Origin of the sequence: Shimia aestuarii, from assembly GCF_900114635.1 — a bacterium.
GTDB classification, from domain to species: Bacteria; Pseudomonadota; Alphaproteobacteria; order Rhodobacterales; family Rhodobacteraceae; genus Shimia; species Shimia aestuarii.
In genome coordinates, this window is sequence record NZ_FOTQ01000009.1 from 53,046 (window position 1) to 73,927 (window position 20,882).

The window sequence follows — 20,882 nt, forward strand, 5'->3', positions numbered from 1 at the left end:
GTGTCTCTCTCCTCTCTTAGCTGCCGGTCCGGCGGCGATAGACGATGTCGATATAGACGGCGAGGACAAGCACCATGCCGACGACGATGGATTGCAGCGGCGCATCGACACCGACCATGGCCATGCCCGATTGCAGGGACTGCATGATCAGCGCACCGATCACGGCGCCATAGATGGTACCAAAGCCCCCGGCAAGCGCCGTGCCGCCTATGACGGCTGCGGCGATGACCCGCAGTTCATCAAGCGTGCCAAGGTCATTGCCCACCGCGCCCAGACGGGCCGAGGCGATCACGGCGGCAATTGCGGTGAGACCGCCCATCAGGGCAAAGATCTTCACCGTGAGCAGGCGGGTGTTGATGCCGGAAAGCTCGGCCGCCTCGGGGTTGCCGCCGGTGGCATAGATGTAGCGGCCAAAGCGGGTGCGGCGCGAGATGATGGTCATGGTGATTGCGACCGCCAGCAGGATCACAACGGGAATGGCGATGCCATGATTCATGGTGAAGTCATCCGGCACGTTCCAGCCACGGGCCTCGGCAATGCGGGCGGCGGCGCGGTCGGGCACCTTGTAGGAGTTCATCAGCCAGACAAACCCGACGGTGAGCGCGACCACGAGGGCGATCAGCGTGCCTTCGGCCCAGGCCGGTTTCACGGCGATGCCGTGGCGGGCCTTGGTGCGGCGGCTCATCAGCATGACGGCGGTGGCGGCAATGGCGGCGATGATGCCCACGGCCCAGCTCAGCGTTTCGCCCAGCGTGCCTTCGGCACCGCCTCCGAGGAGTTTGAAGGTCGGATCAAGCGGGGCGACGGTTTGGCCGGATGTGACCCACCACGCGGCGCCGCGATAGACGAGAAAGCCGCCGAGTGTCACGATAAAGGCGGGGACGGTCAGGTAGCCGATGATCCAGCCCTGGAATGCGCCGATCATGACGCCGAGCGCGATGCCCGCGATCACGGTGATGATCCAGATCGAAGGGTGGCCCAGCCCGACGATCTCGGGAAGCAGCTTGGCCTGCAGCGCGCCCATGACCATGCCGAGCAGGCCAAGCAGCGAGCCGACCGACAGGTCGATATGGCGGGTGACGATCACAAAGACCATGCCGGTGGCCATAACGGCGACGGACGCGGTCTGAACCGACAGGTTAAAAAGGTTGCGCGGGGTCAGGAAACGCCCATCCGTGGCCAGATGAAAGGTCAGCCAGATCAGCACAAGCGCGCCGATCATGCCGAGCAGGCGCATGTCTATCCCGAGATTGGCAAAGAGTTTTTTTGCCGCGTTTTGCATGTGAACAGCCTCCCTCTCATGGTGTTTCCGGGCCGCGCGGTAGCGGATGCGCGCACACATGTCGTGTCGCCCATGAATACCATGTTGCATGTTCAGGAAAGAAGGGATGGTGTCCCCCCGGGTGGCCCGGAGGGACGCGAAAGTTATTTGCAGTAGTCGATCGTGGCGCCGGCGCAGACGGCTTCCTTGTTGATCCACTTGGCGTCTACAACAAGGTTCAGATTGTCCTGCGTGATCGGGATCGGCTTGAGGAAGCGTGCGTGCATCTTGGTGCCTGCGGGCGAGGTCCACTGGTGCGAGCTGTCGATCTGGGCCAGACCTTTGCCTTCGGCCATCTGAACGGCGATCTTCGCGGCGGCCTTGCCGAGGTCGCGGGCGTCTTTCCAAACCGATACGGTCTGTGTGCCGAGCGCGACACGGTTCAGCGCGGCATGGTCGCCGTCCTGACCCGAGACAGGGATACCTTCCATGCCCTGAGCTGTCAGCGCGGCGACAACGCCGCCGGCGGTGCCGTCATTGGAGGCCACGACCGCGTCGACCTTGTTGTCGTTGGCTGTCAGAATCTGTTCCATGTTGCGCTGGGCGTTCGCGGGGACCCAGCCATCGGTATAGGCTTCGCCGACGATAGTGATGTCGCCCTTGTCAATTGCCTTCTGCAGCACTTCCTGCTGACCGCCGCGCAGGAAATCCGCGTTCGGGTCAGTGGGGGAGCCCTTGATCATGACGTAGTTGCCTTTGGGCTGGGCTTCGAGCACGGCGCGGGCCTGCATCCGGCCGACTTCGACATTGTCAAAGGTCAGGTAGAAGGCGCGGGAATCTTCGATCAGGCGGTCATAGGCGACAACGCCGATGCCTTCGTCCGAGGCCATCTGGACCGCCGGCCCCACGGCAGAGGCATCCTGTGCCAGAATGATCAGCGCGTCTGCGCCCTGTGCGATCAGGCTTTCGATGTCGGAAAGCTGTTTGGCGGACGAGCTTTGCGCGTCGGCCGAGATATAAGTGGCGCCGGCGGCATCCAGTGCGGCCTTGATGGCGGCTTCGTCGGTTTTCCAGCGCTCTTCCTGGAAGTTTGACCAGCTGACGCCGATGATCATGTCCTCGGCCATGGCTGCGGTTGAAATCAGCGCGCCGGCAATGATCGCCGTCGCGGATGCGAAAAGTTTCATGATGTCCTCCCAATTTCTGTGCCCGGTGCAGTTCTTGCGAACGATTTCATGGGCTGAGGACAGTTTAGAGTATTAAATTTGAAAATCAAATTAAATTGGTTAACCTTGCAAAAGGCGCGATATCCGCGCTGTTTAGAGGGGGTGGTTTGCCGGAGGTGGACGGCTCCTGCGGACCAAGATAGACAAGGGAAGGCAAGCCTAAATGTCTGTGAATCAGAGAGAATTCGGGCGGCGTGTGTTGCTGGGAGAAATCCGCAAGCACCGCCGCATTGCCCGGATCAATCTTGCCGATCACACCGGAATCAGCCGCGCAACCGTGACGACAATCACCGCCGAGTTGTTGCGTGAAGGGTTGATCGAAGAGGTGCCGGGCGACTCACCCGAGCGGGACGGCAAGCGCGGCCGCCCCACGGTCGACCTCAGAATTCGCGGCGCGGCGCACTTGGTGGCGGGGGCCAAGATCTCGAACAGGACGATCTCGCTCGTACTTCTGGATTTCGAGGGCAACCAGCTGGCCGACCATGAGGTCATTCTTGATCAGAACGTGTTCGAGGCGCAGGAGCTTGCCGGGGAACTGGCGACGCATGTCGAGGTGCTTGCCCGGAAAATCGACCGCCAGAGGACGGATATTTCCGGGCTGGGCGTCGGCATCGCCGGGATTGTCGATGCGCCGCGGGGGTTCGTGCATTGGTCGCCCCTGCTGGATCAGCGCAATGTCGAGTTCGGGCGCGTGCTGAGCGATGCACTGTCGATCCCGGTCTATCTCGACAATGATGCCAACCTTGTCGCGGTGGCCGAGAAGACATTTGGCCTGGGGCAGGGGCATTCGGATTTCATCGTCGTCACCATCGAAAGCGGTGTGGGCATGGGCCTTTATATCGGGGACGAGATCTATCGTGGCACGCGTGGCTGCGGTGCCGAATTCGGACATACCAAGGTGCAGTTGGACGGGGCGTTGTGCCGGTGTGGCCAGCGTGGTTGTCTTGAGGCCTATGTTGCCGATTACGCGTTGCTGCGAGAGGCGATGATCGCCAGTGGAGACAAGGACGGCAGGCCGGTGGAGGCCCTGTTGCGGGACGCGCAGGAAGGAGACGCGGTGGCCAAGTCCATCGTGGACCGTGCCGGGCGCATGTTTGCCATGGGGCTGGCCAATCTTGTCAATATCTTCGACCCTGAGCTGATCATTCTGGCCGGGGAACAGATGCAGGCGAGCCACCTTTACGCCGAGGAGGTGATCGAGGCGATCCGCGCGTCAATCGTACAGATCGACAAGGCGCCGCCCGAGGTGGTGATCCACAAATGGGGCAACCTGATGTGGGCACGGGGGGCCGCTGCCTATGCGCTTGATAACGTGTCCGAGGCGGCCTTGGCGGAGATGGCGGACCATGCGGGTTAGATTTGGTGCGGCCTTGGTGCTGAGCGCCTCGGTGGCCGGGGCGGCAGAGCCGGAATTTCAGCCTGTGCCGGCGCCGCAACATGTTTATGCCGGAGGGTGGGAACATTACGTGGGTGGCGGTGTGGCAGTCATGGATTGTGACGCGGACGGGCTGCCCGATCTCTATGTCGCGGGGGGCAGCAACCCGGCGCAGGTGCTGCGCAACCGGGGCGGCATGCTGTTTGAGGCAGAAACGCCTGCGGCGCTGGCGCTCACGGGCGTAATCGGGGCCTATCCGCTGGATATCGATAGCGACGGGCGCATGGACCTTGCCGTTCTGCGGGTGGGGGAGAATGTGTTGCTGCGTGGCGATGGCGCCTGTGGGTTTTCCCGCTTTGAGCCGCAGGGATTTGACGGGCGCGACCGCTGGACCACCGCGTTTTCGGCGACATGGGAGGCGGGTCAGTCCCTGCCGACATTGGCCTTTGGCAATTACGTGAACCGGGATGACCCCAAGGGGCCGTTTGAAGCCTGTGATGACAATACGTTGTTTCGCCCGGAGGGTGGGCAATACCGCATGTCGCTGCTTCAACCGGGATTCTGCCCGCTGTCCATGTTGTTTTCCGATTGGGGCCGTCAGGGGCGAGCCGATCTCAGGGTGAGCAATGACCGGCATTATTACGTGCGTGGCGGGTCGGAACAGATGTGGGCGATGGAGGACGCCCCGCGCCTGTTGGGGGCGGAGGATGGCTGGCGGACGCATATGCTCTGGGGCATGGGGATCGCCTCGCGGGACGTGGATTTCGACGGCCTGCCCGAAGTGTATCTCACCTCGATGGGGGATCAGAGGATGCAGCGTCTTGAGGGGCCGGGGGCGGCCTTTGCGGATGTACCTTACGAAATGGGCACAACGGCACACCGCCCCTATCTGGGCGGGGACGGGCGGCCGTCGACCGGGTGGCACGCGAGTTTCGGAGATATCGACCTTGATGGGTGGGACGATATTTTCCTGTCCAAGGGCAATGTCGAACAGATGCCGGACGCGGCGATGGAGGACCCAAACACACTGTTGATGCAGCAGCCCGACGGGACGTTTGTGGAAAAGGGCGATGTAGCTGGTGTTGCGTCATTGGTGCGCAGCCGCGGGGCGGCGCTGGTGGATCTTGATCTGGATGGGCGGCTTGATCTCGTGGTGGTGAACCGCCGCGCACCCATGGAGATTTATCGCAATGTGACCGAGACGGTGGGCAACTGGGTGTCGGTGGCGCTTTTGCAGGATGGTGTTAACCGCGATGCGGTTGGGGCGTGGATCGAACTGCGCGCGGGAGACCGCGTTTATGCACGCGAGATCAGCGTGGGTGGTGGCCATGCCGGGGGTGTGGCCGGGCCGGAGCATTTTGGCCTTGGGGCAGCATCAGAGATCGCGGCGCGCGTGATCTGGCCGGATGGTGCAGTGAGCGATTGGGCGGCAGTACCGGTCAATCATGCGCTGGTGTTGATACGCGCGGGCGACGCGCTGTCGGTTGCGGCCTACTGATCCACGAGCAGGCCGCTGGGCACTTCTGACGGAACGCCAAGGCGGGCATTCAGCGCGCCGGGATCGTTCAGGGCAAAACGCAGGAAGGCGACGATCTGGTCGACCTCGGTATCGGAAAGCGTCATCGGGGCCAGTTCATTTGCCGCCGCGATGGCGTTGATTTCCTCCGGGTCGGACATGATTGCGAAATCGCTGTCAAAGCCGGGGGGCAGAAGAAGCGCCTGATCGGGTTCGTAGGCCCAGAGCGACTCGACCGGGTCGAGGTGGTGGCGGACCACGCCTTCGATGGTGGCATAGGCGCCCGAATGCCCATAGGGGCCGCTGTCGGGCAGGTTGCGCAGGGACGGGGTGCGGAAGCGGTAAAGGTCGGCGTCATCGCCGGTAACACGGGCGCGGCCCGTGTCGCGGTTGTGCCGCTCAAAGCGGGCAGCCTTACCGGGGCCGATTTGGGGCATGGCGATGGCGTGATAGCCGTGGTCGGTCTGGAACTGACCAGCGTGGCAGCTGTCGCATTGTGCCTTGCCATAAAAAAGCGCCATGCCCGCGGCGGCGTCGGGGGGCAGGGGGCGTCCATTGCGCAGAAAGCGGTCAAAGGGGCTGTTGTCGCCGCGCCATTCGAAGATGATGAAATCGGCAATCACATTGGCGATGTCAAAAAAATGGATCGGCGTGTCCGGGCCGAGCACAACATCAAAGCGGGCGCGGTAGTCCGGGATGGCCTCGATCCGCTTGGCAAGGATGTCCCACGCCCCACCGGGGCCGGTGAGAAAGCCCTGGCGTACGGCCTGTGCGACATCGTTTTCCGAATAATGCCCGGCCATCTCATCGCCCGAAAGCACCGGGAACATGGCTTGTGCCGCCAGCGCGCTGTCAAAGCCGCTCTCCATCTCCGCCCCCAAAGGGGTGCGGATGCCAGAGGGGCGGGTGGGGTCTTCTTCAAGGCGGCCGTCATGGAAGAAACGGGTGAACTCGGCCGCGCCGAGGTTGAAAAGGGTGGGCGCGTTGCGCGGGATACGCAGTTCGGGTGGATTATCCGGGTCGATCACCCGGTCAATGCCAAGCCCCGTCGCCCCATCGCCAAAGCCAAGCGACAGCCCGTCGCCTGTGCCAAGGCGCGGGTGGTGGCAGGTGGCACAGGACACGGTTTTGTTGCCCGACAGGATCGGGTCGTAAAACAGCAGGTGGCCCAGCTCGACACGCGCCATGTCCGGTTCGGGGAAAGTGGCGTTGGCTTCGGGGAGCGGCCCGGCAAGGGCGGCTGAGGAGAGAAGCGCGAGGCAGGGGGCGAGCCACTTCATGTCGTGGCCTCGACGCGCAGGGTCAGGCGCTGATGATAGGGCCTGTCCGGAGTGGCGATGATGGGGGCGAAATGCGGATGGTTCACGGCGTCGGGGAAATGCTGTGCCTCAAGGCAGATCGCGTCATAGGCGGTATGTGACTGGCCCGGCACAGGGGGATGCACCGGTTCGAGATAGCGTGAGGAATAAAGCTGCATGCCCGGTTGGTCGGTTTCCAGTGTCAGGCGCAAGCCATCCGGGGCGGTCAGCGTGGCGACATTCCCATCAAGGGCAAAATTGTCGTCATACCCAAGCGCCTGCGGGTCGGCCTCGGCAAAGGAGCGCGCTGTAGTGAAGTCATGCCGGGTTCCCGAGATGGGCAGCAGCGCGCCGGTGGGGATCGAGTCGCCATCGGTTTCGGTGATCTGCGCGGCGGGCAGGCGCAGGACGTGATCGCGCGCGCTGCCATGGCCCATGAGGTTGTAGTAGTTGTGCTGGGCAAGGTTGATCGGGGTGGGGCGGTCGACCTCTGCACCCATGTCATAAGTCAGGGTGTTGCCCGCCAGCGTGATCGTGACCCTAAAATCCGCGCGCCCCGGAAAGCCCTGATCCCCATCCGGAGAGCTCAGGCGCAATTGTACGGCGTTTGTTGCGTCGGGCTCCATCTGCCAGAGGCGCTTGCCGATCCCGCCTGTTCCCCCGTGCAACATGTGCGGCGCGATATTGGCGTCGAGTCTGTGGCGCGAACCGTTGAGCGCAAAGGTGGCATGGCCGATGCGGTTGGCAACGCGGCCCACGATGGTGCCAAGATTGGCGGGGTTGTCGAGATAAGCAACCGGATCGGCATAGCCCAGCACGATCGAACGGCGCGCGCCCTGATGGGGTACGCGCCAGTCTTGCGTGATGCAGCCAAGGCTGAGGATCGCAACCGAAACATCCCCGTCCCGAAGGACATGGCGGCGGATATCTTGGGGCGCGATCCTGCGGGACATGTTTCAGACGAACCGGTTGACGTAGTTTTCGAGCATTTCCTGACGGCCCGATTTTGGGGCGGGATTGATGGCGCCGCTATTCACTTTTTCGAAGATCGTGTCGAAATCGCTGTTCAGCATCGCCTGCGCCTCGGGGCTGTCCCATCCGGCGTAGCGCTCTTTCAGCGCATCCTCAAGCCCGCCGTCTTCGATCATGGCGGCGGCGGCCTTCAAACCGCGCGCGCAGATATCCATGCCGCCAACATGCGCGGCGATGAGGTCTTCGGCGTCCAGCGATTGGCGGCGCAGCTTGGCGTCGAAATTGGTGCCCCCGGTGGTGAACCCGCCATCCTTGAGGATGTGGTAATAGGCCAGCGCCACTTCGGGGACGTTGTTGGGGAACTGGTCGGTGTCCCAACCGGATTGGTAATCGTTGCGGTTCATGTCGATCGAGCCCAGCACGCCAAGGGCGGCGGCGGTGGCAATCTCGTGTTCGAAACTGTGGCCTGCCAGAATGGCGTGGCCCTGTTCGAGGTTGAGTTTCACTTCGCTCTCCAGCCCGTATTTCTGCAGGAAGCCATAGCAGGTTGCGGCGTCGTGGTCGTATTGGTGCTTGGAGGGTTCCTGTGGTTTCGGTTCCACGAGGATCGTGCCTTTGAAGCCGATCTTGTGCTTGTAATCCACAACCATGTTGAGGAAGCGGCCCATGTGATCCAACTCGCGCCCCATGTCTGTGTTGAGCAGCGTCTCATAGCCCTCGCGCCCGCCCCAGAGCACGTAGTTTTCCCCGCCCAGCTTCATCGTGGCGTCCATGCAGGTTTTCACCGTGGCCGCCGAATAGGCAAAGACATCCGGATCCGGGTTGGTTGAAGCGCCGGACATCCAGCGGCGGTGGCTGAACATGTTGGCGGTGCCCCAGAGGAGCTTGACCTTGCGGATCGACATCTTCTCTTCGAAATAGGCGATGATCTCTTCGAAGTTCTTCAGGCTTTCTGCAAAGCTATCGCCCTCGGGGCGGATATCGGCGTCGTGCCAGCAGAAATAGGGCTGGCCGAGGATGTCGAACATCTCAAAGGCGGCGTCGGCTTTGGTGCGGGCGGTGGCCATCCGGTCCTGCGGGTGCCAGGGGCGGACAAAGGTCTGGCCGCCAAAGGGATCGTTCCCTTCCCACGCGAAGGAATGCCAATAGGCGATGGCAAAGCGCAGATGATCTTCCATGCGCTTGCCCATGACGATTTCGTCCGGGTTGTAGTGACGGAAGGCGAGTGGATTGGGGCTGTCGGGGCCTTCATAGGCGATGGGCGCGATGCCGTTGAAAAACTCGGTCATGATTGCAGGGCCTTTACTGCGGGGTAAGAGGAAGCGAAGGCGCGATAGGCGTCTTCGTATGCGGCGCGCAGGTCGCTGCGCGGGTCGATGGTGGTGGCGATCTCGGGGCGGGTCATGACTGTCTCCGGGGCCGCGCCCGTTGCGGCGCAGAGAGCCAGCCGGGCGGCACCGAGGGCCGCGCCGAACTCGCCCTTGGCTGGCAGCGAGATCGGCATGTCGAGCAGCGTGGCGATCAGTTCGACCCAATAGGGCGACTGCGCCCCGCCGCCGATGGCGATCAGGCTGTGCAGGTCGGCCCCGGCGGATTTCAGGGCTTCGAGAGTGTCGCGCAGGGCGAAGGACACGCCTTCGATCACGGCTTGGGAGAGGTCGCGGGGGCCGTGCGCGATATCAAGCCCGATCAGGGCGCCGCGCAGATCGGCATCATTATGGGGCGTGCGTTCACCAGAGAGGTAAGGGAGGAAACGCAAGCGCCCCGGCCCGCCGATGGTTGGTCCGAGAGTGGTAGCAAGGTCGGCAGGCGGTGTGTTGAGTGTGCGGGCCAGCCAGTTGAGGCTGTCCGTTGCGGCGAGGATGACGCCCATCTGGTACCAGCGGCCCGGAACGGCGTGACAGAAGGTGTGCACGGCGCTGGCGGCGTTGGGGGCGTAGCTGTCGCGCCCTGTGAGCAGCACGCCCGAGGTGCCGAGGCTGACGAAGCCGTCGCCTTCGGAAAGCGCGCCGATGCCACAGGCGGCGGCGGCGTTGTCGCCCGCACCCGCGGCGACGACGGTGTCGGGGGACAGGCCCAGATCGGCGGCGACGTCGAGATGCAGGGTGCCAATGGGTTGGTTGCCTTCGAACAGCAAGGGCATCTGATCGCGCCGCATGCCCGAGGCATCGAGCAGGGTCTGCGACCAGTCGCGCGCGCCCACGTCGAGCCAGCTTGTCCCGGCGCTGTCGGACATGTCCGAGGCGTAAACGCCTGTCAGCCAGAAATTGAGGTAGTCCTTGGGCAAAAGCACCTTGGCGGTGCGGGCGAAGATGTCGGGTTCGTTTTCCGCGACCCAGAGCAGCTTGGGTGCGGTGAACCCGGGAAAGACGATATTGCCAGAGAGATCGCGGACCTGTGGCGTGGCATCCAGACGCGCGGCCTGTTCGGCGCTTCTTGTGTCGTTCCACATCATGCAGGGGCGCAGCACCGCGCCCTTCTCGTCCAGCAGGATCGCGCCATGCATGTGACCCGAGACGCCGATGCCTCGGATTGCGGGCAGGAGCGCGGTGTGATCGGCGTGTAGGGCGGCAAAGACCGCGCGGCAAGCGGCGATCCAGTCCGCGGGGTTCTGTTCGCTCCAGCCCGGGTGCGGGCGGGCGGTGTTGTAGCTGGCTTCGCTTGTCGCGACGACGCGCTGTTCGGCGTCGATCACAAGCGCGCGCAATCCCGATGTGCCCAGGTCGAGTCCGACGAACACGGCAGTCCCCCCAAATGTCTCCTCACTTAATTTTAGACTCAAATTAATTTGAAAGGCAAATGCGAAATTTGCCGGAGGTCAAAGATGCAGGTTTTTTGCGAAGTTTTGCATGTGCCGTGCACAGGCCCTTGACCTTCCCCTAACTGGAACCCTTATGTAGCCTGTCATACGAGAAAGACGGGTATGTCATGACAGAGTCGCACGCTGCACAATTACGGGTTTCGGGGCTGAACTGCGCGGGATGCGCGGGGCGGGCCGAGAAGGCTTTGGCGGGGGTTGAGGGGGTCGCGTCGGCCTCGGTCAACTTTGCCAATGAAACGGCGCAGGTCGCCTATGACGCGCCTGCCACGCTGGACGCGCTGATCGGGGCGCTGGAAAAGGCCGGGTACCCGGCGGTCATCCAGGAAACATCGTTCCGGGTGTCCGAGATGACCTGTGCAGGCTGTGTGCGCCGGGTCGAACAGGCGTTGCTTGCCGGGCGCGGTGTGGTCGAAGCCAATGTCAACATGGCGACGGAAACCGCGACGGTGCGCTATGCCGTCGGGGCCACCGCGCCGGACGAGATCGCGGCGCTGGCGACGGCGGCGGGCTATCCGGCCCGGATCGACACCGAAACACCGGACGTGGTCGAGGCGCAGAAGGCGGATGAGTTCCGGGCGCTGAAAACGCGGACCCTGCTGGCTGCAGCATTGGCCCTGCCGGTCTTCGTGCTCGAGATGGGATCGCACATGATTCCCGGCATGCACCATTGGGTGATGGCCAATATTGGCATGCAAAACAGCTACCTGCTGCAGTTTGTGCTGACCACGCTGGTGCTCGTCGGGCCGGGCCGGGTGTTCTATGCCAAGGGCTATCCGGCGTTGTTCAAGGGCGCGCCGGACATGAACTCGCTGGTGGCGCTGGGCACGTCTGCGGCCTATCTGTTTTCGGTGATTTCGACCTTTGCGCCGGGGCTGCTGCCTACGGGAACGGCCAATGTCTATTACGAGGCGGCGGCGGTGATTGTCGTGCTGATCCTTGCCGGGCGGTTGATGGAAGCGCGCGCCAAAGGACAAACCGGGGCGGCCATTCGCAAGCTGATCGGGTTGCAGCCGCGTCAGGCGCGTGTCGAGCGCGCGGGCGAGGTGGTCGAGGTGCCGATCGCCGGGATCGTGGTGGGGGATCACGTCCATGTGCGCCCCGGCGAAAAGATCGCGGTGGATGGCACCGTCCTGTCCGGCGAAAGCTGGGTTGATGAAAGCATGATCACGGGCGAGCCCGTGCCGGTTGAAAAGACACGGGGCGGCGGGGTTGTCGCCGGGACGGTGAACGGGCAGGGCGCGCTTGTGTTCCGGGCCGAAAAGGTCGGTGCGGATACGATGCTGTCCCAGATCATCCGCATGGTGCAGGACGCACAGGGCGCCAAGCTGCCCATTCAGGGTATGGTCGACCGAATTACCATGTGGTTCGTGCCTGCGGTGCTGGTCGTGGCGCTTCTTACGGTGGCGGTGTGGCTGCTCTTGGGGCCGGATCCGGTGCTGAGTCGTGCGCTTGTCGCCGGGGTGGCGGTGCTGATCATTGCCTGCCCTTGCGCGATGGGTCTGGCCACGCCGACCTCGATTATGGTGGGCACCGGGCGCGCGGCCCAGTTGGGCGTCTTGTTCCGCAAGGGCGATGCATTGCAGCGGGTGCGCGATTGCAAGGTGGTGGCATTTGACAAGACCGGGACGCTGACCAAGGGCCAGCCGGAGCTGACCGATCTGGAGGTGTCAAAAGGCTTTGACGCCGATCACGTGCTGACGCTGGCGGCGTCGGTTGAGGCGACGTCGGAGCATCCCATTGCGCAGGCCATTCTGCGCGCAGCCAAGGGCAAGGGGCTGTCGGTGCCCAAGGCCACCGGCTTTGAAGCCTTGGCCGGGTTCGGGGTGCGCGCCACGGTGGAGGGGCATGAGGTTCTGATCGGGGCGGACCGCCTGATGACGGGAGAGGGGCTGGAGCTTTTGGGCTTGGAGGCGCAGGCCGAAAGCCTTGGGCAACAGGGCCGCACACCGCTTTTCATTGCCGTGGACGGGGTGGTTGCCGCCGTGCTGGGGGTGGCCGATCCGGTGAAACCTTCGGCCCGTGAAGCGGTGCGTGCCCTGCATGATCTGGGTCTGCAGGTGGCGATGATCACCGGCGACAACAAGCATACGGCGGGGGTGATCGCCCAGGAGCTTGGCATTGACCGGGTGGTCGCCGAAGTGCTGCCGGATGGCAAGGTTGCAGCACTTGAGGCACTGCGCGACGAGGTTGGTGCCGTGGCTTTTGTCGGGGATGGCATCAACGATGCTCCGGCTTTGGCGTCTGCCGATGTCGGGATTGCGATTGGCAGCGGCACGGACGTGGCCATCGAAGCCGCGGATGTGGTGCTGATGTCGGACGATGTGCGCGGCGTGGTCAACGCGGTGGCGATCAGCCAGCAGGTGATCCGCAATATTGGGCAGAACCTGTTCTGGGCCTTTGGGTACAACACGGTGCTGATCCCGGTTGCCGCCGGGGTTCTGGTGCCCTTTGGCGGGCCGATGCTGTCGCCGGTTCTGGCCGCCGGGGCTATGGCCCTGTCGAGCGTCTTTGTATTGAGCAACGCCTTGCGCCTGCGCTGGGTCGCGGCGGCGGTGGAAACGGCAGAGGCGCAAGGGACGCGTCCGCTGGTTCCCGCAGCGGCGGAATAAGGAGAGTTGGCATGAATATCGGGGAAGTGGCCAAACGGTCGGGCCTGCCATCCAAGACCATCCGTTATTACGAGGAAATCGGGTTCATCACGCCCCGGCGCAGTGAAAACGGCTACCGTGATTTTGATGAAAAAGACCTGCATCGGCTGGCCTTTATCGGGCGGGCGCGCTCGCTTGGGTTCACCATCGAGAACTGCAGGGCGCTGCTTGAGCTTTATGCGGACCAGAGCCGCGCGAGCGCAGATGTGAAGCGGGTGGCCGAAGAAAACCTGCGCGAGATCGACGCCAAGATCGCCGATCTTCAGGCCATGCGGGCCACGCTGGCGCATCTGGTGGGGGCCTGCGCCGGGGATTCCCGCCCCGACTGTCCGATCCTCGAAGACCTCGGGCGCGCCTTGGGTTAGCGGCCTCGCGCGGGGTTTTGCTCCGCTCATAGCTTTTTTCAATATGATCTCGGCGAAATTGATTTGCCGAAACGCCTGCTTTTCCGGGACACTTCGGCAAAGGGCGCAGGCGCGCGGAGCAAGGGGTTTCGCGTGTCCGGCACCCCCGAATGAGATCGCAAAAGGCGGATGCGCGGCCATCAAAACCTTGACAGGCCGCGTTTGAACTGTCGCAGTGTGAGCCAATGCCGGGCGCGCATGGACAGCGCTACAAGAGCAACAGGGACAAGACCGGGACAGGGATCGAACACCATCATGTATAATATGTTGAACACGGGCGTAGGCTGGCTGGCCCGCGTCATGGCCATACTGGGAGGGATCGTGTTGATCGGGTTGATCATCATGACCTGCCTGTCGATCACCGGGCGTGCGCTCATCCCGTTGGGGCTGGGGCCTGTGCCGGGGGATTTCGAACTGGTCGAGGCCGGGGTGGCATTTGCGATTTTCGCCTTTCTGCCCTGGTGTCAGTACAACCGAGGCCATGCGCGCGTGGACTTGTTCCAGCCCGCCTATGGGCGTTTTGGAAATCGCCTGATTGATCTAGTTGCGGACGTGATGATGTTCATCGCCGCCTATATCATCGCATGGCGGCTCTATCTGGGCATGATGGACAAGTACAATTACCACGAAACAACCTTTATCCTGCAGTTCGAGATCTGGATGGCCTATGCCGCCGGGTTCCTCGGGGCCTCTGTGTTCGTGATCGTTGCCGCGTTCTGCATCCTGCGCAGTCTGCGCGCCCTGCTGGGGCGGTCGTCGGAGGCAAACGCATGAGCAATATTGAAATCGGCCTCTGGTCCTTTCCGGTTCTCCTTTTCCTGATTTTCATCCGCATTCCCATCGGTCTGGCGATGATGGCGGTGGGGATGGGCGGCACCTATATCGTATTCGGCTCGACCATGATGACGATGGGACAGCTCAAGCACCTCGTCTATGGCACTTTCTCGAACTACTCGCTGTCGATCGTGCCGTTGTTCCTTTTGATGGGACAGTTCGCGACCCTGTCGGGCATGTCCAAGGGGCTGTTCAAGGCTGCCGAGGCGTGGCTTGGGCATCTCAAGGGCGGGGTGGCGATGTCGGCGATCGGCGCCTGCGCCGGGTTTGGCGCGATCTGTGGCTCATCGCTGGCCACGGCGGCCACGATGGGGCAGGTCGCCCTGCCGGAACTGCGCCGTTATGGCTATTCCGGGCCGCTGGCCACTGGGACCTTGGCCGCCGGGGGGACGCTGGGCATCCTTATCCCACCCTCGGTAATCCTCGTGATCTACGCGATCCTGACCGAGCAGAACATCGCCAAACTGTTTGTCGCGGCCTTTATCCCCGGCATTCTGGCGGCGATTGCCTATATGCTGGTGATCGCGATCTACGTGCGCGTGGTGCCGGGATCGGGCGATGCGCTTGAGCCGGTGCCTTATGCGGAGCGGTTCAAGGCGCTGATCTCGGTCTGGCCTGTGATCCTCATCTTCCTTGCGGTGGTCGGCGGTATCTATGCCGGTATCTTCACCCCGACCGAAGCGGCGGCGGTGGGCGCGGCAGGCACCGGGCTTGTGGCGCTGGTGACTGGCGGGCTCAATGGCAAGAAGATTGTCAATTCGATCCTGACCACGGCCAATTCCACTGCGATGATCTTCCTGATCGTGCTGGGGGCGGGCATGTTCAACAGCTTCCTTGCACTCACGCAACTGCCGCAGACTTCGGCGCAGTGGGTAACGGAACAGGGATTCAGCCCTTGGTTCGTGCTGTTCTGCGTGCTGGTGCTCTACCTGATCTTTGGCTGCGTGATGGACAGTCTGTCGATGGTGCTTTTGACGGTGCCGATCTTCTTCCCGATCATGACAGCGCTCGATTTCGGGATGAGCACCGAGGAATTCGCCCTGTGGTTCGGCATCATCGTCCTGATCGTGGTCGAGGTCGGATTGATCACGCCACCCGTGGGGATGAACCTGTTTGTGATCAACACCATGGCGCGCGACATCCCGATCAGCCAGACCTTCCGCGGCACGGCGCCTTTCGTGCTGGCCGATATCATCCGCGTGGCGATCCTGGCGATGTTCCCGTCGATAACTTTGGCGTTGGTCTGGGCGATCTACTAGCCTGGGCTCATCGCTTGAAAAGGGCCATGGGGCATAGCCCCGTGGCCCTTTTTGCATTCGGACTGCGGCGTTGCGGCGCTGGTGTTGGCGCATGGATCGGGCAGTATGGGGCAAAGTAAAGGAGCACAGATCCCATGAGCAGCGACGTACCCGCCATCCGTGATGGTGAAACCACCCTGTCTTTTGACCCGGCAGAGCGCGTGGACGCCACCGTGCGGTTCATCGGGCGCATTCACACCCCCTGGAAGCGCGGGGATTGCCCCAAGAACGTGACCTCTGCACGGGTACGCGCCGCCGATGAGGGCGGGCGGTTCACCGTGAAACTGGAAGAGGGGTTTGCGCCGGGGCTGACCGGGCTCGAGCCGGGGCGGGGTATTTTCCTGATCTACTGGATGCATCAGGCGCGCCGGGACCTGATCACGCAGGCGCCCAAGCATGTCGACGGCACACGGGGAACCTTTGCCCTGCGCTCGCCCAATCGTCCGAACCCCATGGCGATGTCGGCGGTGACAATCCTGTCGGTTGATGTCGAGACCGGGGAGATCGAAGTGGATGCGATTGATTGTTTCGACGGCACACCGCTTGTCGATATCAAACCGTGGACGGCGGGTGTGGATACGCCGGTGCCGCTGGCAGAGGCCGATTAACGTACCGACGGAGGCGACAGCAACAGGTCGGTGGGCGGTTCGCGCAACAGATCAGCGGCAAAGCCGCCCAGCCTGTGCAGGGCAAATCCGCGGGTATGTGTGCCAAGCACCAGAAGGTCGGGTGTGATGCTGGCGATCTTGTCATGCAGGGCCTGGGTTACGCTGCCAGTCACGATCTCTGGCGGGGCATAGGCGCCGGGGACCGCCGATTTCGCCAGCCACGCATCACGTTTGGCTTCGGTTTCCCGGCGCACGGCCTGGGCCATTTCGCTGACATGCGACTCGCCTGTGAGCCCGGCAAAGGGCACGAGCATTGCGTGGAAGGATGTCATCGTTGCCTTGGGCGCAATGCTGGCCGCCGCCCGCAACGCGGCGGCGCAGGCATCGGAAAAGCTGACCAGCGCAACGGCGGCGGCGTAGTCGCCCTCGACCATGTTCCGGGCGATCAGGACCGGGGCAAGGCTGGCGGCGGCAATCCGTTCGGACGTGGTTTCGCGCAGCTGGTCAAAGAGGCGCCGGGCGCGGTGCAGTCCCATGACGACAAGGTCGGCTTCCTTGTCGATGGCAAAGGCGTTCACCTGTTCCACGGGATCGCCGGCAAGCACGGTGATCGTTGTCAGCGCCTTGCCCGGCTGGCGGGAAAGATAGGCCTCGAGCCGCTCGGAAACCGACTCGCGCAGCTGGTTCACCATGTCTTCGGGCAGGGCGTCATCCACCACCGACACCACGTGCAGCCGCGCGCCGTGTTGCGTGGCCAGAAACAGGGCGCGTTCCAGCGCGCGATCGGAACGGGGGGACATGTCGGTGGCGACTACGATGGATTTCACGGGGGACCTCCTTGCCGGTGCGACCGGGACAAAACATGCGCTTTCCTGGCTACACATTATGCAGCAGCGCCAGCGATGGCAAAGGCGCGGTGTCACGATGGAGGCGGAGGTGCGGCAGAAGTGGCAGCCCGTAGGGGAATCGAACCCCTCTTTCCAGGTTGAAAACCTGGCGTCCTAACCGATAGACGAACGGGCCACGCTGTTGCTTGGTTCAAGGTGGAACAGAAGTCCGGAGAACCGGCTTCGACTGGCAGCCCGTAGGGGAATCGAACCCCTCTTTCCAGGTTGAAAACCTGGCGTCCTAACCGATAGACGAACGGGCCGTGCCGAAGCGTGAGGCGTAATTAGTGAAAGGCCGGGGGCACTGCAAGCGGAAATTTCAAACTGGGCGCGACTTTTTTGACCGCGGGGTTCCGGGGGCGCTGCCCCCGTCGCGAGCAGGCTCGCGACTCCCCCGGGATATTTGCGGCAAAAGGAAGAATGGGGCGGGTGTTCAGGCGGGCGCGGCGTCTTCGAGGCGGAGCTGTACGGTCTGGCGGCCGCCCCACGAATTGAGCTCGAGCCGCCCGGCAAGGTGAAAGCGGGCCTGTCCGTGCGATTCGAGCGCTGGGCCAAGGGGCGTGTCGAAGGCGCCGAAACAGATCGCTTCAAGCCGCGCGCCGAGCCCGTCGCCGAAGGTGATCTTGAGATGGCTGTCACCCACGCGTTTGGCAAAGCGAATCTCGGCCTCGGGGAAGGCGAAGCGGGGGGCGGGGGCGCCCGCGCCAAAGGGGCCGGCCTTGTCGATGTCCTGGACCAGTTCGACCGTGGCGGCGCCGGGCATCAGCAGGGCATCGAGTTTGAGATCGGCAGGACCCGCGCTTCCTGCGCCCTGTTTTGCGAGCAGGTCCGACAGGCGCGCCATGGCCGATTCAAGCTGATCGCGGGCCACGGTCAGACCGGCGGCCATCTTGTGCCCGCCGCCCTTGATCAGTAGGCCCTCGGCGGCGAGTTTCTGGATGGACGCGCCCAGATCAACGCCTGAAATGGAGCGGCCCGAGCCTTTGCCCTCGTCCCCGTCCAGTCCGATGACGATGGCAGGGCGGTTGGTGGCCTCCTTGAGGCGCGAGGCGACGATGCCGACGACGCCGGGATGCCAGCCTTCGCCCGCCGCCCAGACGAGCGGGGCGTCGAGGCCGCGTTCTTCGGCTTGTTCCATTGCGGCGGCGCGTACAGCACTTTCGATGTCGCGGCGTTCGGTGTTGAGTTGGTCCAGCCGTTCGGCCATGGCGCGGGCTTCGTCGGGGTTGTCGGTCGACAGGAGTCGCGCGCCAAGATCGGCCTGTCCGATGCGCCCGCCTGCGTTCACACGCGGGCCGAGCAGGAAGCCGAGGTGGTAGCTGTTGGGGGCCGAATCCATGCGGGCGACATCCGAAAGCGCGACGATGCCGGGGCGGTCACGCCGCGCCATGACCTTAAGCCCCTGCCGCACCAGCGCCCGGTTGACGCCGATCAGGGGGGCGACATCGGCCACGGTGGCCAGCGCCACGAGGTCGAGCAGGTACATCAGGTCAGGGCCTTGCGCGCCCGCGTCGCGCATTTGCCGGTTGGCTTCGACCAGCATCAGGAACACCACCGAGGCCGCACACAGATGAGCGAGGTCGCCGGATTCGTCCTGACGGTTCGGGTTCACCACGGCGTGACAGTCGGGCAGGGTTTCACCGCCCAGATGGTGATCGAGCACGATCACATCCGCGCCTTTGGCGGCGGCGATGGGGCCGTGGCTGAGCGTACCGCAGTCCACGCAGATAATCAGGTCATGGTCGCGTGCAAGGGCCGCCATGGCTTCGTCATTGGGGCCATAGCCTTCGTCGATCCGGTCAGGCACGTAGAGCGTGGCCCGCAGCTCCATGGCGCGCAGCCACGTGACCAGAAGCGCACCGGAGCTGCCGCCATCCACGTCATAGTCGGCAAATACTGCAAGCCGTTGGCGGGTCTTGACCGCCTGCAGGAAGCGGGTGGCGGCCTTTTCCATGTCCTTGAGGCTGCGTGGGTCGGGCAGCAGGTCGGCCAGTTTGGGTTCAAGAAACCCGGCGGCCTCTTGCGGGGAGACGCCGCGCCGGGCGAGAACGGCGCAGAGCGCGGGCGGCAGGGCGGTGTCCTGTTGCAGAAGTTCGGCCGCGCGGGTGATTTCGACCGAGGGGCCAACCCAGCGGCGCCCGGTCAGAGAACTGGAAACGCCAAGAAAATCGCTCATGCCAAGGCCTTGAGAATGTCGTCGGTGGCGAGGGCCTGTCCGAATTCGCCGTGCAGCATGGAGATTTCGGCATCGTGAATCTGTTGTGCCGTCATCGCGGGCAGGCCTGCGCGCCAATCGCTGCGGGCGTGCGTGTCAAAAGCGGCGCAGGCGTCATGGGCCAGCCAGACGTCGAACCCGAGATTGCAGCCCATGCGCATCGAGGTTGAGATGCATTGCGGGGTCGACAGCCCGGCCATGATGAGATCTGTCACGCCGCGCGTTCGCAGGTGCGTTTCGAGGTCCGTGCCGATGAAAGCCGAGTTGGTGTTTTTTTCAAACACCGGCTCGTCGCCTTCAGGTGCGACAATGGCTTTGATCGCGTTGCCGCCTTGATCCGGGTGCAGCGGGCTTGTCGGGCGGGTCGAAAAGTGCCGCACGTGGGCGACGGGCAGGCCCTGAACACGACAGCGCGCCAGAAGGCGCGCCGCTTGCTGTTCTGCATCAGGGTTGTTGCGGGCGCCCCAGAGAGGGCTGTCCATGCCCTCCTGAATGTCGATGAGAACCAGTGCCCGCTTCATTCAGCCCTCGATCGGGGCGCGGTAGGTCATGCGGCGGACCGAACCGGATTTCGAACGCATCAGCAGAGTGGTGGTTTCAACCCAGCCCGGGCTGCGTTTGATGCGCGGCAGGAGCGAGCCGCCGGTGACGCCGGTGGCGGCAAAGATCACGTCGGCGGTGACCATTTCGTCACGCGCATAGATGCGGTCGAGATCGGTGATCCCGGCCTTGGCCGCACGGCCCTTTTCATCGTCGTTGCGGAACAGCAAGCGGCCCCACATCTGGCCGCCCATGCATTTCAGCGCCGCCGCCGCCAGCACACCCTCGGGGGCGCCGCCCTGGCCCATATACATGTCGATGCCGGTTTCCTCGGCCTCGGCGCAGTGCATGACACCGGCCACGTCCCCGTCGGTGATCAGGCGGATCGAGGCACCGGTCGAGCGGACCTCGGCAATCATGTCTTCGTGGCGCGGACGCTCAAGGATACAAACGGTGATGTCCGCCGGGGCGCAGCCCTTGGCCTTGGCCAGCGCTTCGACGCGCTCTTTGGGCGACATGTCGAGCGATACAACGTCGGTCGGGTAGCCCGGACCAATCGCCAGCTTGTCCATATAGGTGTCCGGTGCATGCAGCATCGACCCACGCGGCCCCATCGCGATCACGGTGAGCGCGTTGGGCATGTCCTTGGCGGTCAGGGTGGTGCCTTCGAGCGGATCAAGCGCGATGTCCACGCCGGGGCCGTTCCCGGTGCCAACCTCTTCGCCGATATAGAGCATCGGGGCTTCGTCGCGTTCGCCTTCTCCGATCACCACAACCCCGGCAATGTCCAGCAGGTTGAGCTGTTCGCGCATCGCGTTCACGGCGGCCTGATCGGCGGCCTTCTCGTCGCCGTTGCCAATCAGCGCAGCCGAGGCAATCGCGGCCTGTTCGGCAACACGTGCCAGGCCAAGAGAGAGCATACGGTCATGAAATTCCGCGATTTCGGGCATGGAAATATCCTTGTGCTTAGGTTTGTTCC

The 20,882-nt window shown here is 63.6% G+C and carries 17 protein-coding genes and 2 tRNA genes; 7 read left to right on the top strand and 12 right to left on the bottom strand.

Features of this window, described 5'->3' with window-relative positions; all coding sequences use genetic code 11:
- Positions 1-16: 16 nt before the first annotated feature.
- Positions 17-1,282, bottom strand: a complete 1,266-nt coding sequence (locus tag BMZ35_RS17560) for a sugar ABC transporter permease (RefSeq protein ID WP_093095737.1) — start codon at positions 1,280-1,282, stop codon at positions 17-19.
- 143 nt (positions 1,283-1,425) lie between these two features.
- A complete protein-coding gene (gene xylF, locus BMZ35_RS17565; protein WP_093095739.1) occupies positions 1,426-2,448 on the bottom strand; it encodes a D-xylose ABC transporter substrate-binding protein in 1,023 nt (340 codons plus the stop codon).
- 202 nt (positions 2,449-2,650) lie between these two features.
- Here xylF and BMZ35_RS17570 point away from each other — a divergent pair, with 202 nt between their 5' ends.
- Both BMZ35_RS17570 and BMZ35_RS17575 read left to right on the top strand, forming a co-directional pair.
- Complete coding sequence (locus BMZ35_RS17570) at positions 2,651-3,844, top strand: ROK family transcriptional regulator (protein ID WP_093095741.1); 1,194 nt, start codon at positions 2,651-2,653, stop codon at positions 3,842-3,844.
- Positions 3,834-5,360 (top strand): CRTAC1 family protein, encoded by a 1,527-nt coding sequence (locus tag BMZ35_RS17575; protein WP_093095743.1) that lies wholly within the window; start codon positions 3,834-3,836, stop codon positions 5,358-5,360. The genes BMZ35_RS17570 and BMZ35_RS17575 overlap by 11 nt, the downstream gene beginning before the upstream one ends.
- Here BMZ35_RS17575 and BMZ35_RS17580 read toward each other — a convergent pair.
- Genes BMZ35_RS17580 through xylB form a run of 4 tightly spaced genes read right to left on the bottom strand, consistent with a single transcriptional unit; the run spans position 5,354 to position 10,388 of the window.
- Positions 5,354-6,658 carry a cytochrome-c peroxidase gene (locus BMZ35_RS17580; RefSeq protein ID WP_093095745.1) on the bottom strand — a complete coding sequence of 435 codons (1,305 nt, stop codon included), beginning with the start codon at positions 6,656-6,658 and terminating at the stop codon, positions 5,354-5,356. The two genes, BMZ35_RS17575 and BMZ35_RS17580, sit on opposite strands and share 7 nt — an antisense overlap.
- Positions 6,655-7,629, bottom strand: coding sequence for an aldose epimerase family protein (locus tag BMZ35_RS17585; RefSeq protein ID WP_093095747.1), 975 nt, complete (start codon positions 7,627-7,629; stop codon positions 6,655-6,657). The genes BMZ35_RS17580 and BMZ35_RS17585 overlap by 4 nt, the downstream gene beginning before the upstream one ends.
- Before the next feature lie 3 nt (positions 7,630-7,632).
- A complete protein-coding gene (gene xylA, locus BMZ35_RS17590; protein WP_207503006.1) occupies positions 7,633-8,937 on the bottom strand; it encodes a xylose isomerase in 1,305 nt (434 codons plus the stop codon).
- On the bottom strand, positions 8,934-10,388 hold the full coding sequence (gene xylB, locus BMZ35_RS17595; protein ID WP_093095749.1) for a xylulokinase: 1,455 nt from the start codon (positions 10,386-10,388) through the stop codon (positions 8,934-8,936). Before xylB ends, xylA begins: the two co-directional genes overlap by 4 nt.
- A gap of 188 nt (positions 10,389-10,576) precedes the next feature.
- On the opposite strand from xylB, the gene BMZ35_RS17600 reads away from it, so the two are divergent.
- The 5 genes from BMZ35_RS17600 to BMZ35_RS17620 all read left to right on the top strand — a co-directional run bounded on the left by BMZ35_RS17600 (position 10,577) and on the right by BMZ35_RS17620 (position 16,261).
- Positions 10,577-13,078: a heavy metal translocating P-type ATPase gene (locus BMZ35_RS17600; protein WP_093095751.1), complete on the top strand. Its 2,502-nt coding sequence runs from the start codon at positions 10,577-10,579 to the stop codon at positions 13,076-13,078.
- Between the two features lie 11 nt (positions 13,079-13,089).
- Positions 13,090-13,482, top strand: coding sequence for a Cu(I)-responsive transcriptional regulator (gene cueR / locus BMZ35_RS17605; protein ID WP_093095755.1), 393 nt, complete (start codon positions 13,090-13,092; stop codon positions 13,480-13,482).
- A gap of 294 nt (positions 13,483-13,776) precedes the next feature.
- Positions 13,777-14,295, top strand: coding sequence for a TRAP transporter small permease (locus BMZ35_RS17610; RefSeq protein WP_093095757.1), 519 nt, complete (start codon positions 13,777-13,779; stop codon positions 14,293-14,295).
- Positions 14,292-15,614, top strand: a complete 1,323-nt coding sequence (locus tag BMZ35_RS17615; protein ID WP_093095759.1) for a TRAP transporter large permease — start codon at positions 14,292-14,294, stop codon at positions 15,612-15,614. Before BMZ35_RS17610 ends, BMZ35_RS17615 begins: the two co-directional genes overlap by 4 nt.
- Positions 15,615-15,748: 134 nt before the next feature.
- The gene (locus BMZ35_RS17620; RefSeq protein ID WP_093095762.1) at positions 15,749-16,261 is read left to right on the top strand and encodes an SAM-dependent methyltransferase; all 513 of its coding nucleotides are present in this window, start codon (positions 15,749-15,751) and stop codon (positions 16,259-16,261) included.
- Here the strand turns inward: BMZ35_RS17620 and BMZ35_RS17625 are convergent.
- From BMZ35_RS17625 to glpX, 6 genes are all read right to left on the bottom strand, one after another.
- Positions 16,258-17,088 (bottom strand): universal stress protein, encoded by an 831-nt coding sequence (locus tag BMZ35_RS17625; RefSeq protein ID WP_165610123.1) that lies wholly within the window; start codon positions 17,086-17,088, stop codon positions 16,258-16,260. The two genes, BMZ35_RS17620 and BMZ35_RS17625, sit on opposite strands and share 4 nt — an antisense overlap.
- A 121-nt stretch (positions 17,089-17,209) precedes the next feature.
- Positions 17,210-17,284: transfer RNA gene (locus tag BMZ35_RS17630), tRNA-Glu, on the bottom strand.
- A gap of 52 nt (positions 17,285-17,336) precedes the next feature.
- Positions 17,337-17,411, bottom strand: a tRNA-Glu gene (locus BMZ35_RS17635).
- A gap of 170 nt (positions 17,412-17,581) precedes the next feature.
- Positions 17,582-19,324 (bottom strand): single-stranded-DNA-specific exonuclease RecJ, encoded by a 1,743-nt coding sequence (gene recJ / locus BMZ35_RS17640; protein ID WP_093095767.1) that lies wholly within the window; start codon positions 19,322-19,324, stop codon positions 17,582-17,584.
- On the bottom strand, positions 19,321-19,884 hold the full coding sequence (locus tag BMZ35_RS17645; protein ID WP_093095769.1) for a cysteine hydrolase family protein: 564 nt from the start codon (positions 19,882-19,884) through the stop codon (positions 19,321-19,323). The genes recJ and BMZ35_RS17645 overlap by 4 nt, the downstream gene beginning before the upstream one ends.
- Complete coding sequence (glpX, locus tag BMZ35_RS17650; RefSeq protein WP_093095773.1) at positions 19,885-20,853, bottom strand: class II fructose-bisphosphatase; 969 nt, start codon at positions 20,851-20,853, stop codon at positions 19,885-19,887. It lies immediately after the preceding gene.
- Positions 20,854-20,882: the final 29 nt, after the last annotated feature.

Coding starts and splice junctions, on each gene's coding strand:
- BMZ35_RS17600 (WP_093095751.1), top strand. CDS start 10,577: ATGACAGAGTCGCACGCTGCACAATTACGGGTTTCGGGGCTGAACTGC.
- BMZ35_RS17610 (WP_093095757.1), top strand. CDS start 13,777: ATGTATAATATGTTGAACACGGGCGTAGGCTGGCTGGCCCGCGTCATG.
- glpX (WP_093095773.1), bottom strand. CDS start 20,853: ATGCCCGAAATCGCGGAATTTCATGACCGTATGCTCTCTCTTGGCCTG.
- BMZ35_RS17620 (WP_093095762.1), top strand. CDS start 15,749: ATGAGCAGCGACGTACCCGCCATCCGTGATGGTGAAACCACCCTGTCT.
- BMZ35_RS17570 (WP_093095741.1), top strand. CDS start 2,651: ATGTCTGTGAATCAGAGAGAATTCGGGCGGCGTGTGTTGCTGGGAGAA.
- recJ (WP_093095767.1), bottom strand. CDS start 19,324: ATGAGCGATTTTCTTGGCGTTTCCAGTTCTCTGACCGGGCGCCGCTGG.
- xylF (WP_093095739.1), bottom strand. CDS start 2,448: ATGAAACTTTTCGCATCCGCGACGGCGATCATTGCCGGCGCGCTGATT.
- cueR (WP_093095755.1), top strand. CDS start 13,090: ATGAATATCGGGGAAGTGGCCAAACGGTCGGGCCTGCCATCCAAGACC.
- BMZ35_RS17560 (WP_093095737.1), bottom strand. CDS start 1,282: ATGCAAAACGCGGCAAAAAAACTCTTTGCCAATCTCGGGATAGACATG.
- xylA (WP_207503006.1), bottom strand. CDS start 8,937: ATGACCGAGTTTTTCAACGGCATCGCGCCCATCGCCTATGAAGGCCCC.
- BMZ35_RS17575 (WP_093095743.1), top strand. CDS start 3,834: ATGCGGGTTAGATTTGGTGCGGCCTTGGTGCTGAGCGCCTCGGTGGCC.
- BMZ35_RS17580 (WP_093095745.1), bottom strand. CDS start 6,658: ATGAAGTGGCTCGCCCCCTGCCTCGCGCTTCTCTCCTCAGCCGCCCTT.
- BMZ35_RS17615 (WP_093095759.1), top strand. CDS start 14,292: ATGAGCAATATTGAAATCGGCCTCTGGTCCTTTCCGGTTCTCCTTTTC.
- BMZ35_RS17645 (WP_093095769.1), bottom strand. CDS start 19,884: ATGAAGCGGGCACTGGTTCTCATCGACATTCAGGAGGGCATGGACAGC.
- BMZ35_RS17585 (WP_093095747.1), bottom strand. CDS start 7,629: ATGTCCCGCAGGATCGCGCCCCAAGATATCCGCCGCCATGTCCTTCGG.